19 protein-coding genes are annotated in these 15,911 nt (G+C 71.8%); 8 read left to right on the top strand and 11 right to left on the bottom strand.

Annotation, left to right across the window (positions count from 1 at the left end; genetic code table 11):
* Window positions 1–16: 16 nt before the first annotated feature.
* The 3 genes from ACIHAD_RS01635 to ACIHAD_RS01625 are packed head-to-tail and all read left to right on the top strand — an operon-like array spanning window position 17 to window position 2,835.
* Window positions 17–1,297 carry an ABC transporter substrate-binding protein gene (locus ACIHAD_RS01635; protein ID WP_397352376.1) on the top strand — a complete coding sequence of 427 codons (1,281 nt, stop codon included), beginning with the start codon at window positions 17–19 and terminating at the stop codon, window positions 1,295–1,297.
* A 10-nt stretch (window positions 1,298–1,307) separates the two neighbouring features.
* Window positions 1,308–2,588 (top strand): Gfo/Idh/MocA family protein, encoded by a 1,281-nt coding sequence (locus tag ACIHAD_RS01630; protein ID WP_397352374.1) that lies wholly within the window; start codon window positions 1,308–1,310, stop codon window positions 2,586–2,588.
* The gene (locus ACIHAD_RS01625; protein ID WP_397352373.1) at window positions 2,581–2,835 is read left to right on the top strand and encodes a hypothetical protein; all 255 of its coding nucleotides are present in this window, start codon (window positions 2,581–2,583) and stop codon (window positions 2,833–2,835) included. Before ACIHAD_RS01630 ends, ACIHAD_RS01625 begins: the two co-directional genes overlap by 8 nt.
* Here the strand turns inward: ACIHAD_RS01625 and ACIHAD_RS01620 are convergent.
* The 7 genes from ACIHAD_RS01620 to ACIHAD_RS01590 all read right to left on the bottom strand — a co-directional run bounded on the left by ACIHAD_RS01620 (window position 2,807) and on the right by ACIHAD_RS01590 (window position 9,440).
* On the bottom strand, window positions 2,807–4,588 hold the full coding sequence (locus ACIHAD_RS01620; protein ID WP_397352372.1) for an ABC transporter substrate-binding protein: 1,782 nt from the start codon (window positions 4,586–4,588) through the stop codon (window positions 2,807–2,809). The genes ACIHAD_RS01625 and ACIHAD_RS01620 overlap by 29 nt on opposite strands.
* 19 nt (window positions 4,589–4,607) lie before the next feature.
* Complete coding sequence (locus ACIHAD_RS01615; protein ID WP_397353023.1) at window positions 4,608–4,871, bottom strand: DUF2160 family membrane protein; 264 nt, start codon at window positions 4,869–4,871, stop codon at window positions 4,608–4,610.
* An 11-nt stretch (window positions 4,872–4,882) separates the two neighbouring features.
* A complete protein-coding gene (locus tag ACIHAD_RS01610; RefSeq protein WP_397353022.1) occupies window positions 4,883–5,635 on the bottom strand; it encodes a carbohydrate ABC transporter permease in 753 nt (250 codons plus the stop codon).
* Window positions 5,636–5,697: 62 nt separating this feature from the next.
* Window positions 5,698–6,660 (bottom strand): carbohydrate ABC transporter permease, encoded by a 963-nt coding sequence (locus ACIHAD_RS01605; protein ID WP_397352370.1) that lies wholly within the window; start codon window positions 6,658–6,660, stop codon window positions 5,698–5,700.
* Window positions 6,657–7,799, bottom strand: a complete 1,143-nt coding sequence (locus tag ACIHAD_RS01600) for an ABC transporter ATP-binding protein (RefSeq protein ID WP_397352369.1) — start codon at window positions 7,797–7,799, stop codon at window positions 6,657–6,659. The genes ACIHAD_RS01605 and ACIHAD_RS01600 overlap by 4 nt, the downstream gene beginning before the upstream one ends.
* Entirely contained in the window at window positions 7,792–8,895 is a 1,104-nt protein-coding gene (locus ACIHAD_RS01595) for an ABC transporter ATP-binding protein (protein ID WP_397352368.1), read from the bottom strand. Before ACIHAD_RS01595 ends, ACIHAD_RS01600 begins: the two co-directional genes overlap by 8 nt.
* 116 nt (window positions 8,896–9,011) lie before the next feature.
* Window positions 9,012–9,440 carry a MarR family winged helix-turn-helix transcriptional regulator gene (locus ACIHAD_RS01590; RefSeq protein ID WP_397352367.1) on the bottom strand — a complete coding sequence of 143 codons (429 nt, stop codon included), beginning with the start codon at window positions 9,438–9,440 and terminating at the stop codon, window positions 9,012–9,014.
* Between the two features lie 64 nt (window positions 9,441–9,504).
* On the opposite strand from ACIHAD_RS01590, the gene ACIHAD_RS01585 reads away from it, so the two are divergent.
* Complete coding sequence (locus tag ACIHAD_RS01585) at window positions 9,505–9,894, top strand: VOC family protein (RefSeq protein WP_397352366.1); 390 nt, start codon at window positions 9,505–9,507, stop codon at window positions 9,892–9,894.
* Window positions 9,895–9,914: 20 nt separating this feature from the next.
* On the opposite strand, the gene ACIHAD_RS01580 is transcribed toward ACIHAD_RS01585, so the two are convergent.
* Window positions 9,915–10,697 (bottom strand): SDR family NAD(P)-dependent oxidoreductase, encoded by a 783-nt coding sequence (locus ACIHAD_RS01580; protein WP_397353021.1) that lies wholly within the window; start codon window positions 10,695–10,697, stop codon window positions 9,915–9,917.
* Window positions 10,698–10,803: 106 nt separating this feature from the next.
* Between ACIHAD_RS01580 and ACIHAD_RS01575 the strand changes: the two genes are divergently transcribed.
* A complete protein-coding gene (locus ACIHAD_RS01575; RefSeq protein ID WP_397352364.1) occupies window positions 10,804–12,378 on the top strand; it encodes a DUF4434 domain-containing protein in 1,575 nt (524 codons plus the stop codon).
* Here ACIHAD_RS01575 and ACIHAD_RS01570 read toward each other — a convergent pair.
* Window positions 12,375–12,746, bottom strand: coding sequence for a TetR/AcrR family transcriptional regulator C-terminal domain-containing protein (locus tag ACIHAD_RS01570; RefSeq protein ID WP_397352362.1), 372 nt, complete (start codon window positions 12,744–12,746; stop codon window positions 12,375–12,377). The genes ACIHAD_RS01575 and ACIHAD_RS01570 overlap by 4 nt on opposite strands.
* Here ACIHAD_RS01570 and ACIHAD_RS01565 point away from each other — a divergent pair.
* On the top strand, window positions 12,732–12,893 hold the full coding sequence (locus ACIHAD_RS01565) for a hypothetical protein (protein WP_397352361.1): 162 nt from the start codon (window positions 12,732–12,734) through the stop codon (window positions 12,891–12,893). The genes ACIHAD_RS01570 and ACIHAD_RS01565 overlap by 15 nt on opposite strands.
* A complete protein-coding gene (locus ACIHAD_RS01560) occupies window positions 12,890–13,117 on the top strand; it encodes a hypothetical protein (RefSeq protein WP_397352360.1) in 228 nt (75 codons plus the stop codon). The genes ACIHAD_RS01565 and ACIHAD_RS01560 overlap by 4 nt, the downstream gene beginning before the upstream one ends.
* Here ACIHAD_RS01560 and ACIHAD_RS01555 read toward each other — a convergent pair.
* Window positions 13,103–13,984: an arginase family protein gene (locus ACIHAD_RS01555; protein WP_397352359.1), complete on the bottom strand. Its 882-nt coding sequence runs from the start codon at window positions 13,982–13,984 to the stop codon at window positions 13,103–13,105. The two genes, ACIHAD_RS01560 and ACIHAD_RS01555, sit on opposite strands and share 15 nt — an antisense overlap.
* A 28-nt stretch (window positions 13,985–14,012) precedes the next feature.
* Between ACIHAD_RS01555 and ACIHAD_RS01550 the strand changes: the two genes are divergently transcribed.
* On the top strand, window positions 14,013–14,624 hold the full coding sequence (locus ACIHAD_RS01550) for a CGNR zinc finger domain-containing protein (RefSeq protein WP_397352358.1): 612 nt from the start codon (window positions 14,013–14,015) through the stop codon (window positions 14,622–14,624).
* A gap of 21 nt (window positions 14,625–14,645) precedes the next feature.
* Here ACIHAD_RS01550 and efeB read toward each other — a convergent pair whose 3' ends face one another.
* Entirely contained in the window at window positions 14,646–15,908 is a 1,263-nt protein-coding gene (efeB, locus tag ACIHAD_RS01545) for an iron uptake transporter deferrochelatase/peroxidase subunit (RefSeq protein ID WP_397352357.1), read from the bottom strand.
* Window positions 15,909–15,911 lie beyond the last annotated feature (3 nt).

Raw genomic sequence — 15,911 nt, 5'->3', positions numbered from 1 at the left:
CACAGGAGGTAGAGCCGTGAGCTCTGGCAAGAAGATGTGGTCGGCGGCCCTGCTCGCCACCGCTGTGCTGGCGGTCACCGCGGCCTGCGGCAGCGGCGGCGACGAGGGCGCCGGCGGGAAGGTCAAGCTGCGCTTCTCCTACTGGGGCAGCGACGCGCGACAGAAGATGACCGAGGAGGCCATCAAGAAGTTCGAGGCCAAGAACCCGGACATCGACGTCGAGGGCGAGTTCTCCGACTTCGCCAGCTACTACGAGACGCTGTCCACGAAGGTCGCAGCCAGCGACGCCCCGGACGTCATCACGCTGGAGATCCGCGGCCTGCGCGAGTACGCCGACCGCGGCACGCTGGCCGACCTGACCGGCAAGGTCCAGACCGCCGACATCGACCCCAAGCTGCTCGGCACCGGAGGCATCGACGGCAAGCAGTACGCCGTCCCGACGGGCGCGAACGTCTTCTCGGTGGTGCTCAACCCGTCCCTGGTGGAGGCGGCCGGGCAGAAGGTGCCCGACGACACCAAGTGGACCTGGAAGGACTACGTCGACCTCAGCTCGAAGATCACCGCCAAGGGCGGCGGCACGGTCTACGGCACCCAGCTCAACTGGAACCCCGCCTTCCTGCAGATCTTCGCCGCCCAGCGCGGCGAGCCCTTCTACCAGGGCAACAAGATCGCCGTCACGCCCCAGACGATCGTGGCCTGGTGGCAGGTCATGCTGGACACGATCAAGGCCAAGGGCAGCCCCGACGCCGCCAAGACCGCCGAGGTCGGCGCGACCAGCGTGGACCAGTCGCTGTTGGCCACCAACACCGGCGCGTCCGGCATGTGGTGGAGCAACCAGCTCGGCGCGGTCGTCAAGGCGTCGGGCAAGGAGATGAGCCTGCTGCGCCTGCCCAAGGGGGAGGGCGCCGGCGCCGGCGGCATGTTCCTCCAGCCGGCGATGTTCTACACCGCCTCCGCCAAGAGCGAGCACGCCGCCGAGGCCGCCAAGTTCATCGACTTCATGATCAACGACGCCGAGGTCGGCGGGATCATCCTCAGCGACCGCGGCCTGCCCGCCAGCTCGAAGGTCCTGGCCGCGGTCAAGGACAAGCTGCCGCCCGCGGACCAGAAGACGCTGGAGTTCGTCGACTCCATCAAGGGCGAGCTGGCCGACCCGCCCGCCGCGCCGCCGAAGGGCGCCAGCGCCCTGGAGGACATGCTCAAGCGGTACACCGAGGAGGTCATCTTCGGCCGGATGGCGCCCGACGTCGCCGCCCAGAAGTTCCTGACCGAGGCCAACGCCGCCCTCGGCGGCTGAGAGGACGACCATGAGGTACGCGTTCGTCGGGCTCGGGCACCGCGCGCAGTTGTACGTCGACGCGCTGCTCGGTGAGTGGCGCGACACCGGCACCGTCGTCGCCCTGTGCGACACCAACCGGACCCGCATGGACTACTACGCCGAGCGGATCGGCCACGAGGTGCCGTACTTCGCCCCCGCCGAGTTCGGCAAGGTGCTCGAACTCGCCGACGCGGTCGTGGTCGCGACCGTGGACGCCGCGCACGCCCGGTACGTGTGCGCGGCCCTGGACGCCGGCCGCGACGTCATCGTGGAGAAACCGCTCACCGTGGACGCCGAGAGCTGCGCGGCCATCGCCGAGTCGGCCCGGCGGAGCACCGGAAGGCTGATCGTCACCTTCAACTACCGGTACTCGCCGCGCAACTCGGCCGTGCGCCGCCTGCTCATGGACGGCGCCGTCGGCGAGGTGACGTCCGTGCACTTCGAGTGGACGCTCGACACCATCCACGGCGCGGACTACTTCCGCCGCTGGCACCGCGACCGGGGCAGCTCCGGCGGCCTGCTCGTGCACAAGTCCACCCACCACTTCGACCTGGTCAACTGGTGGCTCGGGGCGGCGCCGGAGACCGTCTTCGCGCAGACCTCGCTGCGGTTCTACGGCTCGGCCAACGCGCGGTCGCGTGGGCTGGCCGACCGTCCCGAACGGGGCAAGGGCGCGCCCGGCCTCGGCAGCGACCCGTTCATCCTGGACATCTCCGCCGATCCCCGGCTCAAGCGCCTCTACCTGGACGCGGAGCACGAGGACGGCTACGTCCGGGACCAGGACGTCTTCGGCGACGGCGTGACCATCGACGACAACATGGCGGTCCTGGTCCGGTACGACAGCGGGGCGCTGCTGACGTACTCGCTGAACGCCCACGCGCCCTTCGAGGGCTACCGGGTGGCGTTCAACGGGACGGCGGGGCGGCTGGAGCTGGAGGTGGTCGAGCGGGCCTGGACGCCGCCGCACGCGGCGATCGACCCGAGCGCCGCGTCCAAGGAGCACGCCGCCGGGGCCTGGGAGCGGCTCACCCTGCGCCCCCACTGGGAGGAGCCGCGCGAGGTGTCGATCGAGTCGGGCGCGGGCGGGCACGGCGGCGGCGACCGGCTGCTGCTGGACGACGTCTTCCGCGGCCCGGCCGACGACCCGCTGGCCCGGCAGGCGGGCTACCGGGACGGCATCCGCAGCGTCCTGACCGGTGTCGCGGCCAACCTGTCGGCCGCGTCGGGCGCCCCCGTGCGCCTGGCGGACACCGGCACCCGCCTTGCCTGACCCGTCGGCCGCTCCCGGCCGGTCCCCGGCGGCGGTGTTCGGGGAGCTGGCGGAGGTGGTCGGCGGGCTGCGGGCCGCGCTGCGCCGCGCGCACGCCCTCATCGGCGAGCGCTACCGCGACGCCCCCGGCCGTTACGAGGCCGTGTTCGCGCCGGTCCCGCACTGTTTCGACGTGCCCATGCAGGAGCGCGCGTTCGGCTGGCTGGCCCGGGAGCTGGTCAGCCGCCCGCCTTCCACCGCGCGATGAGCTTGTCGTAGTCGAGCGTGGCCGGCTTGCCGCGCTCGTCGGCCAGCTTCGGCGCGGGCGCGCCCGGCTGGTCGAACCAGTACTGGGCCGGACGTTCGGGGTTCAGCTTGGGCGCGCACTGGCCGCCGTAGCCCTGGCGTTCGCGCGACAGGCGTTCCAGCCGGGCCAGGATCTCGTCCTGCTGCCTGGCCAGGTTGTCCATCGACTGCTGCGGGGTCGTCTCGCCGGTGACGGCGGTGGCCACGTTCTGCCACCAGAGCTGGGCGAGCTTGGGGTAGTCGGGCACGTTCGTGCCGGTCGGGGTCCACTGCTTGCGGGCGGGGGAGTTGTAGAACTCGATCAGGCCGCCGTACCTGGCGGCGTTGTCCTTGAAGTAGTCGCTCTTGATGTCGGAGTCGCGGATGAAGGTCAGCCCGGTGATCGACTTCTTCAGCGACACCGTCTTGGAGGTGACGAACTGGGCGTAGAGCCAGGCCGCGGCCCGGCGGTCCTTCGGGGTGTTGTTCAGCAGCGTCCACGAGCCGGCGTCCTGGTAGCCGAGCTTGTTGCCGTCCTTCCAGTAGACACCGTGCGGGCTGGGCGCGATGCGCCACTTGGGGGTGCCGTCGGCGTTGACGACCGGCAGGCCCTTCTTGGTCATGTCGGCCGTGAACGTGGTGTACCAGAAGATCTGCTGGGCGATGTTCCCCTGGGCCGGGACCGGGCCCGCCTCGCTGAAGTTCATGCCCGCGGCCTCGCGGGGCGCGTACTTCTTCAGCCAGTCCACGTACTTGGTGAGGGCGTACACCGAGGCCGGGCCGTTGGTGTCGCCGCCGCGGGTGACCGACGAGCCGACCGGGCGGCAGTTCTCCACCCGGATGCCCCAGTCGTCCACCGGCAGGCCGTTGGGGATGCCGGGGTCGCCGTTGCCCGCCATGGACAGCCAGGCGTCGGTGAAGCGCCAGCCCAGCGAGGGGTCCTTGCGGCCGTAGTCCATGTGGCCGTAGACCTTCTTGCCGTCGACGGTCCCGTCGCCGTTGACCTTGTTGCTGAAGAAGTCGGCGATGTCCTCGTAGGCCGCCCAGTTGACCGGCACGCCCAGGTCGTAGCCGTAGGCGTCCTTGAACTGCTTCTTGATCGCCGGGTCGGTGAACCAGTCGTAGCGGAACCAGTAGAGGTTCGCGAACTGCTGGTCGGGGAGCTGGTAGATCTTCTTGTCTGGGCCGGTGGTGAAGCTGATGCCGATGAAGTCGTTCAGGTCGAGGGTGGGGGAGGTGACGTTCCTGCCCTCTCCGGCCATGTAGTCCGACAGCGGGAAGACGTACGTGCCGCGCGAGTGGGTGCCGATGAGGTCGGAGTCGTTGACGTAGGCGTCGTAGATGTTCTGGTCGCCCTGGATCTGCGTCTGGAGCTTCTCGATGACGTCGCCCTCCTGGATCAGGTCGTGCTTGATCCTGATCCCGGTGATCTCGGTGAACGCCTTGGCCAGCTTCTGCGACTCGTACTCGTGCGTGGTGATCGTCTCGGACACCACGTTGATCTGCATGCCCCGGTACGGCGCCGCCGCCTTGATGAACCAGTCCATCTCCGCCAGTTGCCGATCCTTCGACAGGGTGCTCGGCGTGAACTCCTCCGACACCCACCGCTGCGCCGCGGCCCTGCCGTCGGCCTCCTTGAAGTCGCTCTTCGGCTTCTCCTCACCGCCCGTGCAGCCGGCCACCACCAGGGCCAGCGCCGCCGCGACCGCCGCCGCAGCACCCATCACATGCCTCATCGCCTGGCTCCTCTTCCTCTCAGCCCCACATCCCGATCACGACCACGACCAGCAGCGCGACGCCGAGCGCCGCCCACATGGACAGGTCGGTGACTGCAATCCACAGGGCCAGCACGACGGCCGCGCTGATCAGGCCGATGTACAGCCGGTCGCCCCGGTCGGTCTCGATCCGCAGGAAGCCACGCCTGGCCACGGGAGGGGAGATCCGGGCCCACACGGCCATCACGCACAGGAGCAGCGCCAGCCCGGCGAACACCAGGGCCGTGGGGGTGGTCCACACCATCCACTGCACGATCAGACCCTCCCCAGGGCGAACCCCTTGGCGATGTAGTTGCGGACGAACCAGATGACTACGGCGCCCGGGACGATGGTCAGCACGCCGGCCGCGGCCAGCAGCCCCCAGTCCACGCCCGCCGCGCTCACCGTCCGCGTCATGGTGGCCGCGATGGGCTTGGCGTCCACCGATGTGATCGTTCTGGCGATCAGCAGCTCCACCCAGCTGAACATGAAGCAGAAGAACGCGGTGACGCCCAGCGCGGACCGGATCATCGGCAGGAAGATCCGGACGAAGAAGCGCGGCAGCGAGTACCCGTCGATCGCCGCGGTCTCGTCGATCTCCCGCGGGATCCCCGACATGAAGCCTTCGAGGATCCAGACCGCCAGCGGGACGTTGAAGAGCATGTGCGCGATCGCCACGCCCAGATGCGTGTCGAACAGCCCGACCGCCTGGTAGATCTGGAAGAACGGCAGCAGGAACACCGCCGGCGGCGCCATCCGGTTCGTCAGCAGCCAGAAGAACAGGTGCTTGTCCCCGGCGAAGCGGAACCGCGAGAACGCGTACGCCGCCGGCAGCGCCACCACGAGCGACATGACCGCGTTCATCGAGGTGTAGACGATGGAGTTCAGGTAGCTCGAATACCACGACGGATCGGTGAAGAACGTGGCGTAGTTGTCGAAGGTCACGCGCTGCGGGATCAGCGAGAAGCTGCCCAGGATGTCGTCGTTCGGGCGGATGGACATGCCGAACATCCACAGCAGCGGCAACATCAGCGTGGCGGCGTACAGCCAGAAGACCGTGCGCGCCCACGGCAGCCGGTGGCGCATCGGGCTCACCTCCCCGCCCTGGTCAGCACGGTGAAGAAGACGTAACAGGCGACCTGGACGAGCAGGAAGTACAGCAGCGAGAACGCGCCCGCCGGGCCCAGGTCGAACTGGCCGACGGCGATCTTCGACAGCAGGATGCTCAGGAACGAGGTCGCGTTCCCCGGCCCGCCCCCGGTCACCACGAACGGCTCGGTGTAGATCATGAAGCTGTCCATGAACCGCAGCAGGATCGCGATCGTCAGCACCCCGCGCAGCCGCGGGAGCTGGATGTGCCGGAACGTCGCCCACGCCGACGCGCCGTCGATCTGCGCGGCCTGGAAGTACGGCTCCGGGATCGACCGCAGCCCCGCGTAGGCCAGCAGCGCCACCAGCGGCGTCCAGTGCCACACGTCCATGACCAGGACGGTGATCCAGGCGTCGGCCGAGTCGAGCGTGTAGTTGAAGTTGACGTGCAGCACGTTGTTGACGACCCAGCCGCCGAGCCCGATGTCGCCGCGGGCGAAGATCTGCCAGATCGTGCCCACGACGTTCCACGGGATGAGCAGCGGCAACGCCACCAGTACCAGCGCCACCGACACCCAGAACCCGCGGCGCGGCATGCAGACCGCGACGGCCACGCCGAGCGGGACCTCCACCAGCAGCACCTGGGCCGAGAACAGCAGCGTGCGCACGAGCGCCCCGCGCACCTCGGGATCGCGGGCGATCTGCCGGAACCAGTCCAGGCCGACGAACACCCGGTCCACCGGGCTGAAGACGTCCTGGACGGAGAAGTTCACGACGGTCATCAGCGGGATCACCGCGGTGAAGGCCACCGACACCACGACCGGCAGCACCAGCAGCCAGGCCCGGTTGTTCCGCGGCCGTGGATCGGCGCGCGGCCCGGCGGCCTCGGACGGGGGCGCGGGCGCGGCGTCCGGGACGATCTCGCCGCCCGTCTGGCCGCCCGCGACGACGGTCCGGTCGGTCACGCCTGCCCCCTTCCGTCCAGGGGTGCGAGCGAGCCGCACCTGACCGCGTCGCGGAACAGGAACGTCCGGTCCGCGGGGAAATGCAGGAACTCGACCGTGCCCGGCGTCCAGGACGAGCCCGCCTCGGTCCTGGCGATCACCGGATGGCCGCCGACCTCGGCGCGCACCAGGTCGTGGGAGCCCATGCGGTCGATCCCGGTCACCCTGGCGTCCACGCCTGGGCCGCCGGACGGGCCGCCGACCCGGACGAACTCGGGCCGCACGCCGATCCGCACCGGCCCCGGCGGCAGCTCGCCGGCCACCGGACCGACTGCCGGACCGACCGCTGTACCGACTGCCGTGCCGACCGCTGTGCCCACCTCGCGGCGGCCGATCCTGACCACGCCGCCGACGATCTCGGCGGGCAGCACGTTCATGCCGGGCGAGCCGATGAAGTGCCCGACGAACTCGTGCGCGGGCGACAGGAACAGCTCGGCCGGCTCCCCGGCCTGCACGATCTCGCCGTCGTTGAGCACGACCACCTCGTCGGCGAAGGTCAGCGCCTCGGTCTGGTCGTGGGTGACGTAGACGAGCGTGTGGCCGGTGTCGCGGTGGATCTCCTTGAGCTTGCTGCGCAGCGTCCACTTCAGCGCCGGGTCCACGACGGTCAGCGGCTCGTCGAGCAGCACGGCCGCCACCTGCTCGCGCACCAGGCCGCGGCCCAGGCTGACGATCTGCTTGCGGCCCGGGTCGAGCCGGCGCGCCTTGCGGCGCAGCACGTCGTCCAGGCCCAGCATGGCCGAGACCCGCAGAACGCGCCGGCGGACCTCCTCGGCCGGGACCCTCCTGTTGCGCAACGGGAAGGCCAGGTTGTCGTAGACGGACATCTCCTCGTACAGGACGGGGAACTGGAAGACCTGCGCGATGTTGCGGCCGGCCGTGGGCACCCCGGTCACCTCGCGGTCGTCGAACCAGATCCGGCCCACGGTCGGCGTGAGCAGCCCCGAGATGATGTTCAGCAGCGTCGTCTTGCCGCAGCCGCTCGGCCCGAGCAGGGCGTAGGCCCTGGCGCCGCGCCACGTCCAGGTCGTCGGCCTGAGCGCCCAGGTGCGGCCGCCGTCGTAGCTGTGGCCCACGCCTTCCAGGCGGATGTCAGCCATGCGGGCCGGCCCACGCCGCCGGGGCGGCCGGTAATCGGCCCCCGGCCTCGTCGAACACCAAGATGTGCCGCGGGTCCACGTACGCGGTGGCCGCCTCGCCCGGCGTGAACCGGCGGGTGCCCGGCAGGTGGGCCACCAGGTGTCGCCGTCCCTCCAGCAGCAGGTGCAGGAACGTCGCGCCGCCGGTCACCTCCGCCAGCCTGATCTCGGCGGGCAGCTCCAGCGCGCCGGGGCCGGTCCTGGTGATCGTGACCTGGTGGGGGCGGATGCCCAGCACGACGCCGCGCTCGGTGGCGGGCCCGGAATCGGGGGTGCGTGGCGCGGCGAAGGACGTGCCCAGGACCTCGATCCGGCCGTCGCGTACCATGCCGGGCAGCAGGTTCAGCGGCGGGTCGCTGAGCGTGGCGGCGACGGCGAGCGTGGGCGGCTCGGCGTACATGGTGGCCGGGTCGCCGACGTGCCGCACCCTGCCCTCGCCGAGCACCACGGCGGGCGCGGCGAAGGTCAGGGCCTCGTTCGGGTCGGCCGTGGAGTAGAGGACGACGCCCGGCGAGCCGGTGAACATGCGCTTGAGGTCCTCGCGCAACTGCTCGCGCAGCTTGAAGTCGAGGTTGGCCAGCGGCTCGTCGAGCAGCAGCACGTCCACGGGCCGGGCCAGCGCGCGGGCGATCGCCGTGCGCTGCTGCTGGCCGCCCGACAGCTCCGCGGGCCTGCGGTCCAGCAGGTCGCCGAGGCCCATGACCGCGGCCACCTCCCGCACCCGCCGGTCGATGCCGTCCTTCCGGTACGACCGGTCCAGCCGCAGTGGCGAGGCGATGTTCTGGTAAACGGTGAGGGACGGGTAATTGATGAATTGCTGATAGACGAAGGCGACCGAACGCTTTCGCACGGAAATCGAGGTGACGTCATTTCCGTTGACCAGCACCCGCCCGGAATCGGGCGGCAGCAGCCCGGCGGCGACCCGCATGAGCGTGGTCTTTCCCGAGTTCATCGGGCCGACGAGGGTGGTCAGTCCATTGGGTAGGTCCAGGTGGATGTCGTCGAGCCAGGTCTCCCCGCGCTGCCGTACGCGGACGCCATCGAGAAGCAGCGTCACAATGCCCGGTCCTCTCTCCCGGAGCTTGCCCTCCATCTAACATGATCTGATTCTTTGTGCAAAGAGGGCAGTTGTTGTGACTGTTGTTCATGAGTTGACGTGAGTTATGGAACTTGTCAGGGAGAGAAGAGTTTCGTGACCAGGGTGTGCAGGTGGCGGCGTTCGGCGTCCGTCAGCGGGGCGAGGGTGTCGCGTTCGACGTCCGCCACCACCGCGCGGGCCCGTTCCAGGGTGTCCCGGCCGGCGGCGGTCGGCGAGATCCGGTAGCGGCGGCGGTCGGCGGGGTCGCGCTCGCGCACGGCCAGCCCCTCGTTCATGAGCCCGTCCATCAGGCGCACCATGTCGCTGGGGTCGAGGCCCAGCCGGTCGCCGACCTCGCGCTGGGCGGCCGGTCCGAAGTCGTCGAGCGTGGCCAGCGCGGCGAACTCCCACAGGCTCAGCCCCGTGTCGGCGGTCAGCCGCGCGGCCAGCGCGCGCCGGTTGGCGACGCCGACCTTGTGCAGCACGAAGGTGGTCGTCGCGAGCAGGGTGGGTGGCAGTTCCATCTCAACGAGAAGTGTAGGTTGTTCCCAATAGTTGGGGACCACCCACTGATTTCGGAGGTCCAGGATGGACGCTCTCTACCCTCGGCTGCTGGTGCGCGACTTCCCGGCGAGCGTCGCCTTCTACCGGGCCGCCCTCGGCGTGGAGCCGGTGAAGGTGGTGACGGAGGCCGCCTACGCCAACTGGGACATCGACGGCCAGGCCGGTCTGGTGCTCTTCGGCCGGCACCACATCGCCGAGGTCGTCGGCGCCGGCGGCCTGCCCCCGGCGGCTGCCCAGGACACGGTGATGCTGGTGATGAAGGTCGACGACGTGGACGGCGAGGCCGACCGGCTCGTCGCGCTCGGCGCCACGGTCGCCGCGCCGCCCCAGGACCGGCCCGCCTGGGGGCCCGGCCTGCGCACGGCCCACCTGCGCGACCCGGAGGGCAACCTGATCGAGCTCCAGTCGTACTGAGCGCGGCCGGGCGGTGGGGATCAGGGCAGGATGGCGTCCACGTAGCCGCCGTCCACGCGCAGGGCGCCGCCCGTGGTCGCCGAGGCGAGCGGCGAGCTGAGGTAGACGACCATGTTGGCGATCTCCTCGGGCTCGATCAGCCGCTGGATGAGCGACTGCGGACGGTACCGGCGCATGAACGCCCGCTGCGCCTCCTCCCACGGCAGCTCCCGGTCCACGAGCTGGTAGACGAACTCCTCCACGCCACCGGTGTGCGTGGGCCCGGCGATCACCGAGTTGACCGTCACCCCGCTCCCGGCGGCCTCCTTGGCGAACCCGCGTGAGACGGCCAGCAGCGCCGTCTTGCTCATGCCGTAGTGGATCATCTCGGCGGGCGTGACGACGGCCGAGTCGCTGGCGATGTACTGGATCCGCCCCCAGCCGCGCCCGGTCATGCCGGGCAGGTAGGCGCGCGTCAGCCGCACCGCGGTCAGGACGTTGACCTCGAAGTAGCGCCGCCACTCGTCGTCACCGATCTCCAGCGCCGGCCTGGCCTCGAAGATGCCCAGGTTGTTGACGAGGATGTCCACCTGCGGCAGCGAGCCGAGGACCCGCTGGAGCCCTTCGTCGGTGGAGACGTCGCCGGGCGCCGCGACCAGGCCGCCGTGGTCCATGCGCTCGATGGCCGCGGCCACCGAGCCCTCGCTGCGGCCGTTGACGCCGACCCGTGCGCCCGCCTGTGCCAGACCGGTCGCGATGGCCGCCCCGATGCCCTGGGTCGAGCCCGTGACCAGCGCCGTCTTCCCACTGAGGTCGATGCTCACCATGACTCCATTGTCCGGGCCGCCCCGCGGCCGTCCGGGACCGGGGCACGTCCGGCCGCGGATCGGGTAGGTGCCTACTCTGGTCGGTACGTCGAGGGGAGCATGGGTGCGCCGGTTACGGTGGCTGGTCGTGATGGCGGTCCTCGCGGTCTTCGTCGTGGTCCCGGCCGGGGCCGGCGTGGGCGACGACGGGTGCCCGCCCAGGGACGCGCGGGTGAGCTCGCCGTACGCGATCACCGGTTACTGGGTCATGCCGCGGGCCGACGTGTGCGTGACGCGGCGGATGGTGGAGGCGATCCACTCGCTCGGCGGTGACACGCTCGTCACGTTCGGGCCGCGGTTCGAGGCCGGGCCGGCGGAGGCCGAGTTCGCCGCCTGCCGGGTGGACGGGCGGCCCTGCGCGCGGGTGCCGGGCAAGCGCATCCGGCACGTCTACACGTACGTGACCAGCGAGGAGTTCGGGCGCCGGCTGCTGCGCTGTCCCGGCGTGGACCGGCGGATCGAGGGCGGCGGTCGCGTCTTCTACCGGGTGTCGCTGGCCGCGTCGTGCGCCGATCGTGTCCAGGACCTCGTGCTCGTCTCCACCGACGGCGACGGGCTGGGCAACCTGGTCGAGGAGGCGGCGGCGTACGGGATGAGGGTGTTCCCCGGGCTGCCCGCCGCGCCGCAGCGGCGCGGCAAGCCGTGGGAGCCGGACCTCGCGCACCTCGCCGCGCTGAACGCCTTCACCGCGCGGGTGCTGGCCGCCTACCGGGAGCGGTTCGGCGGGTCGGCGGCCTTCGGCGGGGTCTACCAGTCGTTCGAGCTGGCCATGCGCGAGCGGGGGCCGCGCGACCCCGTCCTCGCGCTGTACGCGGCCCAGCACGCGGTGGTCGCCGCCGCGCTGCCCGGCAGGAAGATTCTGGTCAGCCCCTACATCGACGCCCGCAGGGGCCGCGGGTTCCCGCCCGGCCGGGTGCCCGGCGGGCTCGCCGACATCGCGGCCACCCGTGCGGGCGCGCCCATGGCCGTCGCCGTGCAGGACGGGCGGGGCACGGGGAAGGTCCCCGTGCACGGGATCGAGGAGGGCGGGTCCATGGTCGCCCCCAGGCTGGTGCCGGTGGTCGGCCGGGTGCGCAACGCCGACGGCTACTACGGGCCGACCAGGGACTACATCGAGGCGGCGGCCCGGAGTGTGCCCGCCGGGGTCGAGCTGTGGGTGAACATCGAGGGCTTCGAGCCCGCCCCGGCGGACGGCGAGTGCGGGCGGGTCGAGCCGCTGCCGTTCCGTGGGCGGACCAGCAAGGCCCGGCTCGACCAGCAGATCATGGCGACCGGCGGGTACGCCACGAAGATCATCTCCTACGGCTGGGACCCCTTCTTCACCTGTCAGGCGAGCCCGGCCACCCCCTCCCTGGCCGACGACATCGCGAACGGCCGGCGGCAGCCGATCATCGTGAACGCGTACCGGAAGGAGCGGGACGGACGGCCCGGCATCGCGGTCGAGGGCTACAACCTGCGCGGCGGCACCCTGCGCTTCACCTCGCCCGGCGGAGGCGAGGTCAGCGTCGCCCAGCAGTGGCACGGATCGGGCCGCCCCGAGTCGGCCTGGGCCCCCTACGTCCCGCCCGGCCCCTGGACCTCCGTCACCGCCACGAACGCCGCCGGACAGACCAGCACGAGCGGGTACGTGTTCCGCTAGGGCTCGCCGCCGAAGCCGCGCAGCATGGCTTCGAGCGCGAAGACGAAGCGGGGGTCGGTCCCCGAGGAGGGCTGGGCGCGCCGCGCCCGGGTGGCCTCGGCCAGCAGCGGGGTCTCCAGCAGGTCCGGCTCGGGGATGTCCCGCATCCCGTCGCCCGGCGCGGGCCGGCCGCTCCCGCCGGCGGCCTGGATGGCGGCGTGGCCGACGACGAAACCGGTCACGGCGTAGAGCATGTCCAGGGCGCGGTCCGGCGGCAGGCCCGCCGAACGCAGCACGCGGAGCCCTTCCTCCATCAGGCGCAGGTTCCGCGGCGTGATCGCGGGCCGGCTGACCACCAGGGGCAGGATGTTCGGGTGCGCGAGCAGCACGCGCAGGTGATCCTCGCCGTCGTGGGGGCGTTCGGGCTGGTCGGCTGGCTCGTCACCGTCCGGGCGGCCCGCGCGGGCAGGGGGTGGGCCCGGTGGCTGGTTCCCGGGCTCGCGGCGGTCGTGCTGCTGTGGAGGAGGGTGGGGTGACCCCGACGCGGACGGGCGTCGTCCACCGGCTGGCGGCGCTGCCCCAGGGCGCCGAGATCCCGCGCCGCTACGCCGCCGTCGCGCCCGGCGCGCGGCCCCATCTCGGCCTCGGCCCGAAGGCGCCGCTGGACGGTTTCCGCCGGATCGCACCTCGCCATCCCGTCTTCCGCATCCTCCGGGCGGACGGCTGCGCCCCGGAAGGCCACGGGTCAGCTCAGGGCTGAGACGAGGATGTCGGTCAGGGTGGCCGCCTGGCCGCCGTCCTCGTCGAGGTCGGGGTCGAGGATGGTGATCTCGATCCCGGTCGCGCCGGGCAGCGCGACCAGCCCGCGGACCAGGTCGGCGAGCTGCTCGCCGGTCAGGCCGCCGGGGGAGGGCGAGTCGACGGCCGACACCACGGACGGGTCGAGCACGTCGGCGTCCACGTGGATCCAGAACCCGTCCAGGTCGTCGCGGACGAGCACGCGCTCGGCGGCCTCCAGGGGGATGTCGTTCCCGGCGACGAAGGCGATGCCGCTGCCGCCGATGTCCTGGACGTCCTCCTCGTCCCGGACGCCGAGCACGATGACGTCCTCGTCCCGGACGTACGGGCGCAGGCCGTCGATGTCGGTCAGGTAGTCGTCGCCCCGGCCCGTCACCAGGGCCAGGTCCTCGCCGGCCGCCGCGCCGACGTGCGGCGAGTTGCCCAGGTGGCGGAAGTCGGCGTGGGCGTCGAGGTAGGCCACTCCGTAGCGGCCCGTCCTGCGCAGGGCGAGGGCGGGGCCGAGCATGATCGAGCAGTCGCCGCCGAGCAGGACGGGGAAGCCGCCGGCCTCCCTGATCCCGGTCACGCGGTCGGCCAGCCGCCGGGTGTAGGCGGCGATCGCCTCGCCGTTGCGCACGCCGTCGCCCGGCTTCCAGGTGGCCACGTAGCGGGGCGGGATCAGCGTGCCCTCGTCGGCCGCGCCGAGCCGGGCGACCAGCCCGTTGTTCCGCAGCGCCCAGGGGGCCTTGTAGCAGCCGGGGATGACATCCTCGGCGAGTGGGCGCAGGCCGAGGTTCGAGGGCGCGTCGAGGATGGTCAGTCTTCTGTCAGGGGTTATAGTGCTCATAGTCGTGACGGTAGCAGGAGGGTGAGGGATGCGCCAGTTCATCGAGACGGGTCTCGTGGCCGTCGATCTGGCCAACACGTGGGACGAGTACCTGGACGATCCCGAGCGGCTGCCCGACGTGGCGGAGCTGCGCCGCTTCTGCCGCGAGCTGGGCGAGCCGGTCGAGGACGGCCACGGGTCCGGTGACGAGGGCGGGCCCGAGGATGGGCCCGAGGATGGGCCCGAGGATGGGCCCGAGGATGGGCACGGGATCGGGGAAGAGGACCTGCGGCAGGTCAGGGAGGTGCGCGCACGGTTGCGGGCGGTGCTGGCCGCCGAGCCCGGCGACCGGGCGCGGGTGCTGGCGGAGTGGGTGGCCGGGCTGCCCGCGCGGGCGGCGGTGGCGGAGGCGGGCGGCGTGCCCCGGCTGCGGCTGGTCGCGCCGCCCGGGGCCACGGCGGCGGCGCGGCTAGCCGTACGGGCCGTCACCGAGCTGCTGGAGGTCGCCGCGTCCGGCGACTGGGACCGGCTGCGCCAGTGCGCGGCCACGCCGTGCACCGACGCCTTCATCGACCGCAGCCGGCCGGGCAAGCGCCAGTTCTGCTCGACCCGCTGCGCCAACCGTGCCCACGCCCAGGCCTCCCGCGCCCGCCACCGCTGACGGCGCGGGCGCCGGGGAAGGTCAGGCGAACAGGGTGCGTCCCCAGTAGTCGCCCGCGTCCTGGACGCCGGGCGGGCAGGCGAACAGGCCGCTGGAGACGTGCTTGACGTACTCGTTGAGCGCGTCGTGGCGGGCCAGGTTCATCTGCACGGGCACGAACTGCCTGCGCGGGTCGCGCTGGTAGGCGATGAAGAACAGCCCGGCGTCCAGGCGGCCGAGCCCGTCGGAGCCGTCCACGAAGTTGTAGCCGCGGCGCAGCAGGTGGGCGTTGCCGTTGTTGCTCGGGTGCGCCAGCTTGACGTGCGAGTCGTCCTTGATCAGCGGCTGCCCGTCGGGGCCCTTGGCGGCGAAGTCCACGGCGTCGAACTCGGCCTTCTTGCCCAGCGGCGCGCCCTCGCCCTTGTCCCGGCCGAAGATCTGCTCCTGCTCGGCGAGCGAGGCGCGGTCCCAGGTCTCGATCGTCATGCGGATCTTCCTGGTGACCATGTACGTGCCGCCGGTCATCCAGGCGGTGCCGTCCGAGCCGGCGGCCCACAGATGGTCGCGCAGCAGGTCGGCGTCCTCCAGCTTCATGTTGTTGGTGCCGTCCTTGAAGCCCAGGAGGTTGCGCGGCGTGGCCTGGGCCCGCGAGGTGGACGACGTACGGCCGAAGCCGAGCTGCGACCAGCGCACCGAGACCTTGCCGAACCCGATCCTGGCCAGGTTGCGGATGGCGTGCACGGCCACCTGGGGGTCGTGCGCGCAGGCCTGGACGCAGATGTCCCCGCCCGAGATCTCCGGGATGAGCTGCTCGCCGGGGAACTTCGGCAGGTCGGCGAGGGCGGCCGGCCGCTTGCCCGCCAGCCCGAACCGGTCGTCGAACAACGACGGGCCGAACCCGATCGTCAGCGTGAGGCCCGAGGCGGGCAGGCCCAGCGCCTCGCCGGTGTCGTCGGGCGCCGCCTCGGCCGCCCCGCCCACCGCGCCGAACGCCCCGGCCTCCCTGCCCTGCGTCAGCCGGGCCGCCGCGGCCGTCCACTCCTGCAGCAGGTCGACCAGCTCGGCCTTCTTGTCGGTGATCACGTCGAAGGCGACGAAGTGCAGCCGGTCCTGGGCGGGCGTGACGACGCCCGCCTGATGCCCGCCGTAGAACGGGTACGGATCGGATGTCGAGGCGGCGTGCGCGACCGGCGGCTCCTCCAGCAGCGACCTGGTCGTCACCGCCCCGGCCCCGAGCACGGCCGCCCCCGCGGCCCCCAGCCCGAACAGCTTGCGGCGGCTCATCCGCCCACCGGCCTGCGACATCGC

The sequence above is a fragment of the Nonomuraea sp. NPDC052265 genome (genome assembly GCF_044547985.1).
Classification (GTDB): Bacteria; Actinomycetota; Actinomycetes; order Streptosporangiales; family Streptosporangiaceae; genus Nonomuraea.
The sequence above is the reverse complement of the archived record's forward strand: the minus strand, read 5'-3'. Positions and strand labels throughout refer to the sequence as shown.

Coding starts and splice junctions, on each gene's coding strand:
- ACIHAD_RS01610 (WP_397353022.1), bottom strand. CDS start 5,635: ATGTTGCCGCTGCTGTGGATGTTCGGCATGTCCATCCGCCCGAACGAC.
- ACIHAD_RS01590 (WP_397352367.1), bottom strand. CDS start 9,440: ATGGAACTGCCACCCACCCTGCTCGCGACGACCACCTTCGTGCTGCAC.
- ACIHAD_RS01585 (WP_397352366.1), top strand. CDS start 9,505: ATGGACGCTCTCTACCCTCGGCTGCTGGTGCGCGACTTCCCGGCGAGC.
- ACIHAD_RS01630 (WP_397352374.1), top strand. CDS start 1,308: ATGAGGTACGCGTTCGTCGGGCTCGGGCACCGCGCGCAGTTGTACGTC.
- ACIHAD_RS01550 (WP_397352358.1), top strand. CDS start 14,013: ATGCGCCAGTTCATCGAGACGGGTCTCGTGGCCGTCGATCTGGCCAAC.
- ACIHAD_RS01600 (WP_397352369.1), bottom strand. CDS start 7,799: ATGGCTGACATCCGCCTGGAAGGCGTGGGCCACAGCTACGACGGCGGC.
- ACIHAD_RS01555 (WP_397352359.1), bottom strand. CDS start 13,984: ATGAGCACTATAACCCCTGACAGAAGACTGACCATCCTCGACGCGCCC.
- ACIHAD_RS01615 (WP_397353023.1), bottom strand. CDS start 4,871: ATGGTGTGGACCACCCCCACGGCCCTGGTGTTCGCCGGGCTGGCGCTG.
- ACIHAD_RS01620 (WP_397352372.1), bottom strand. CDS start 4,588: ATGAGGCATGTGATGGGTGCTGCGGCGGCGGTCGCGGCGGCGCTGGCC.
- efeB (WP_397352357.1), bottom strand. CDS start 15,908: ATGTCGCAGGCCGGTGGGCGGATGAGCCGCCGCAAGCTGTTCGGGCTG.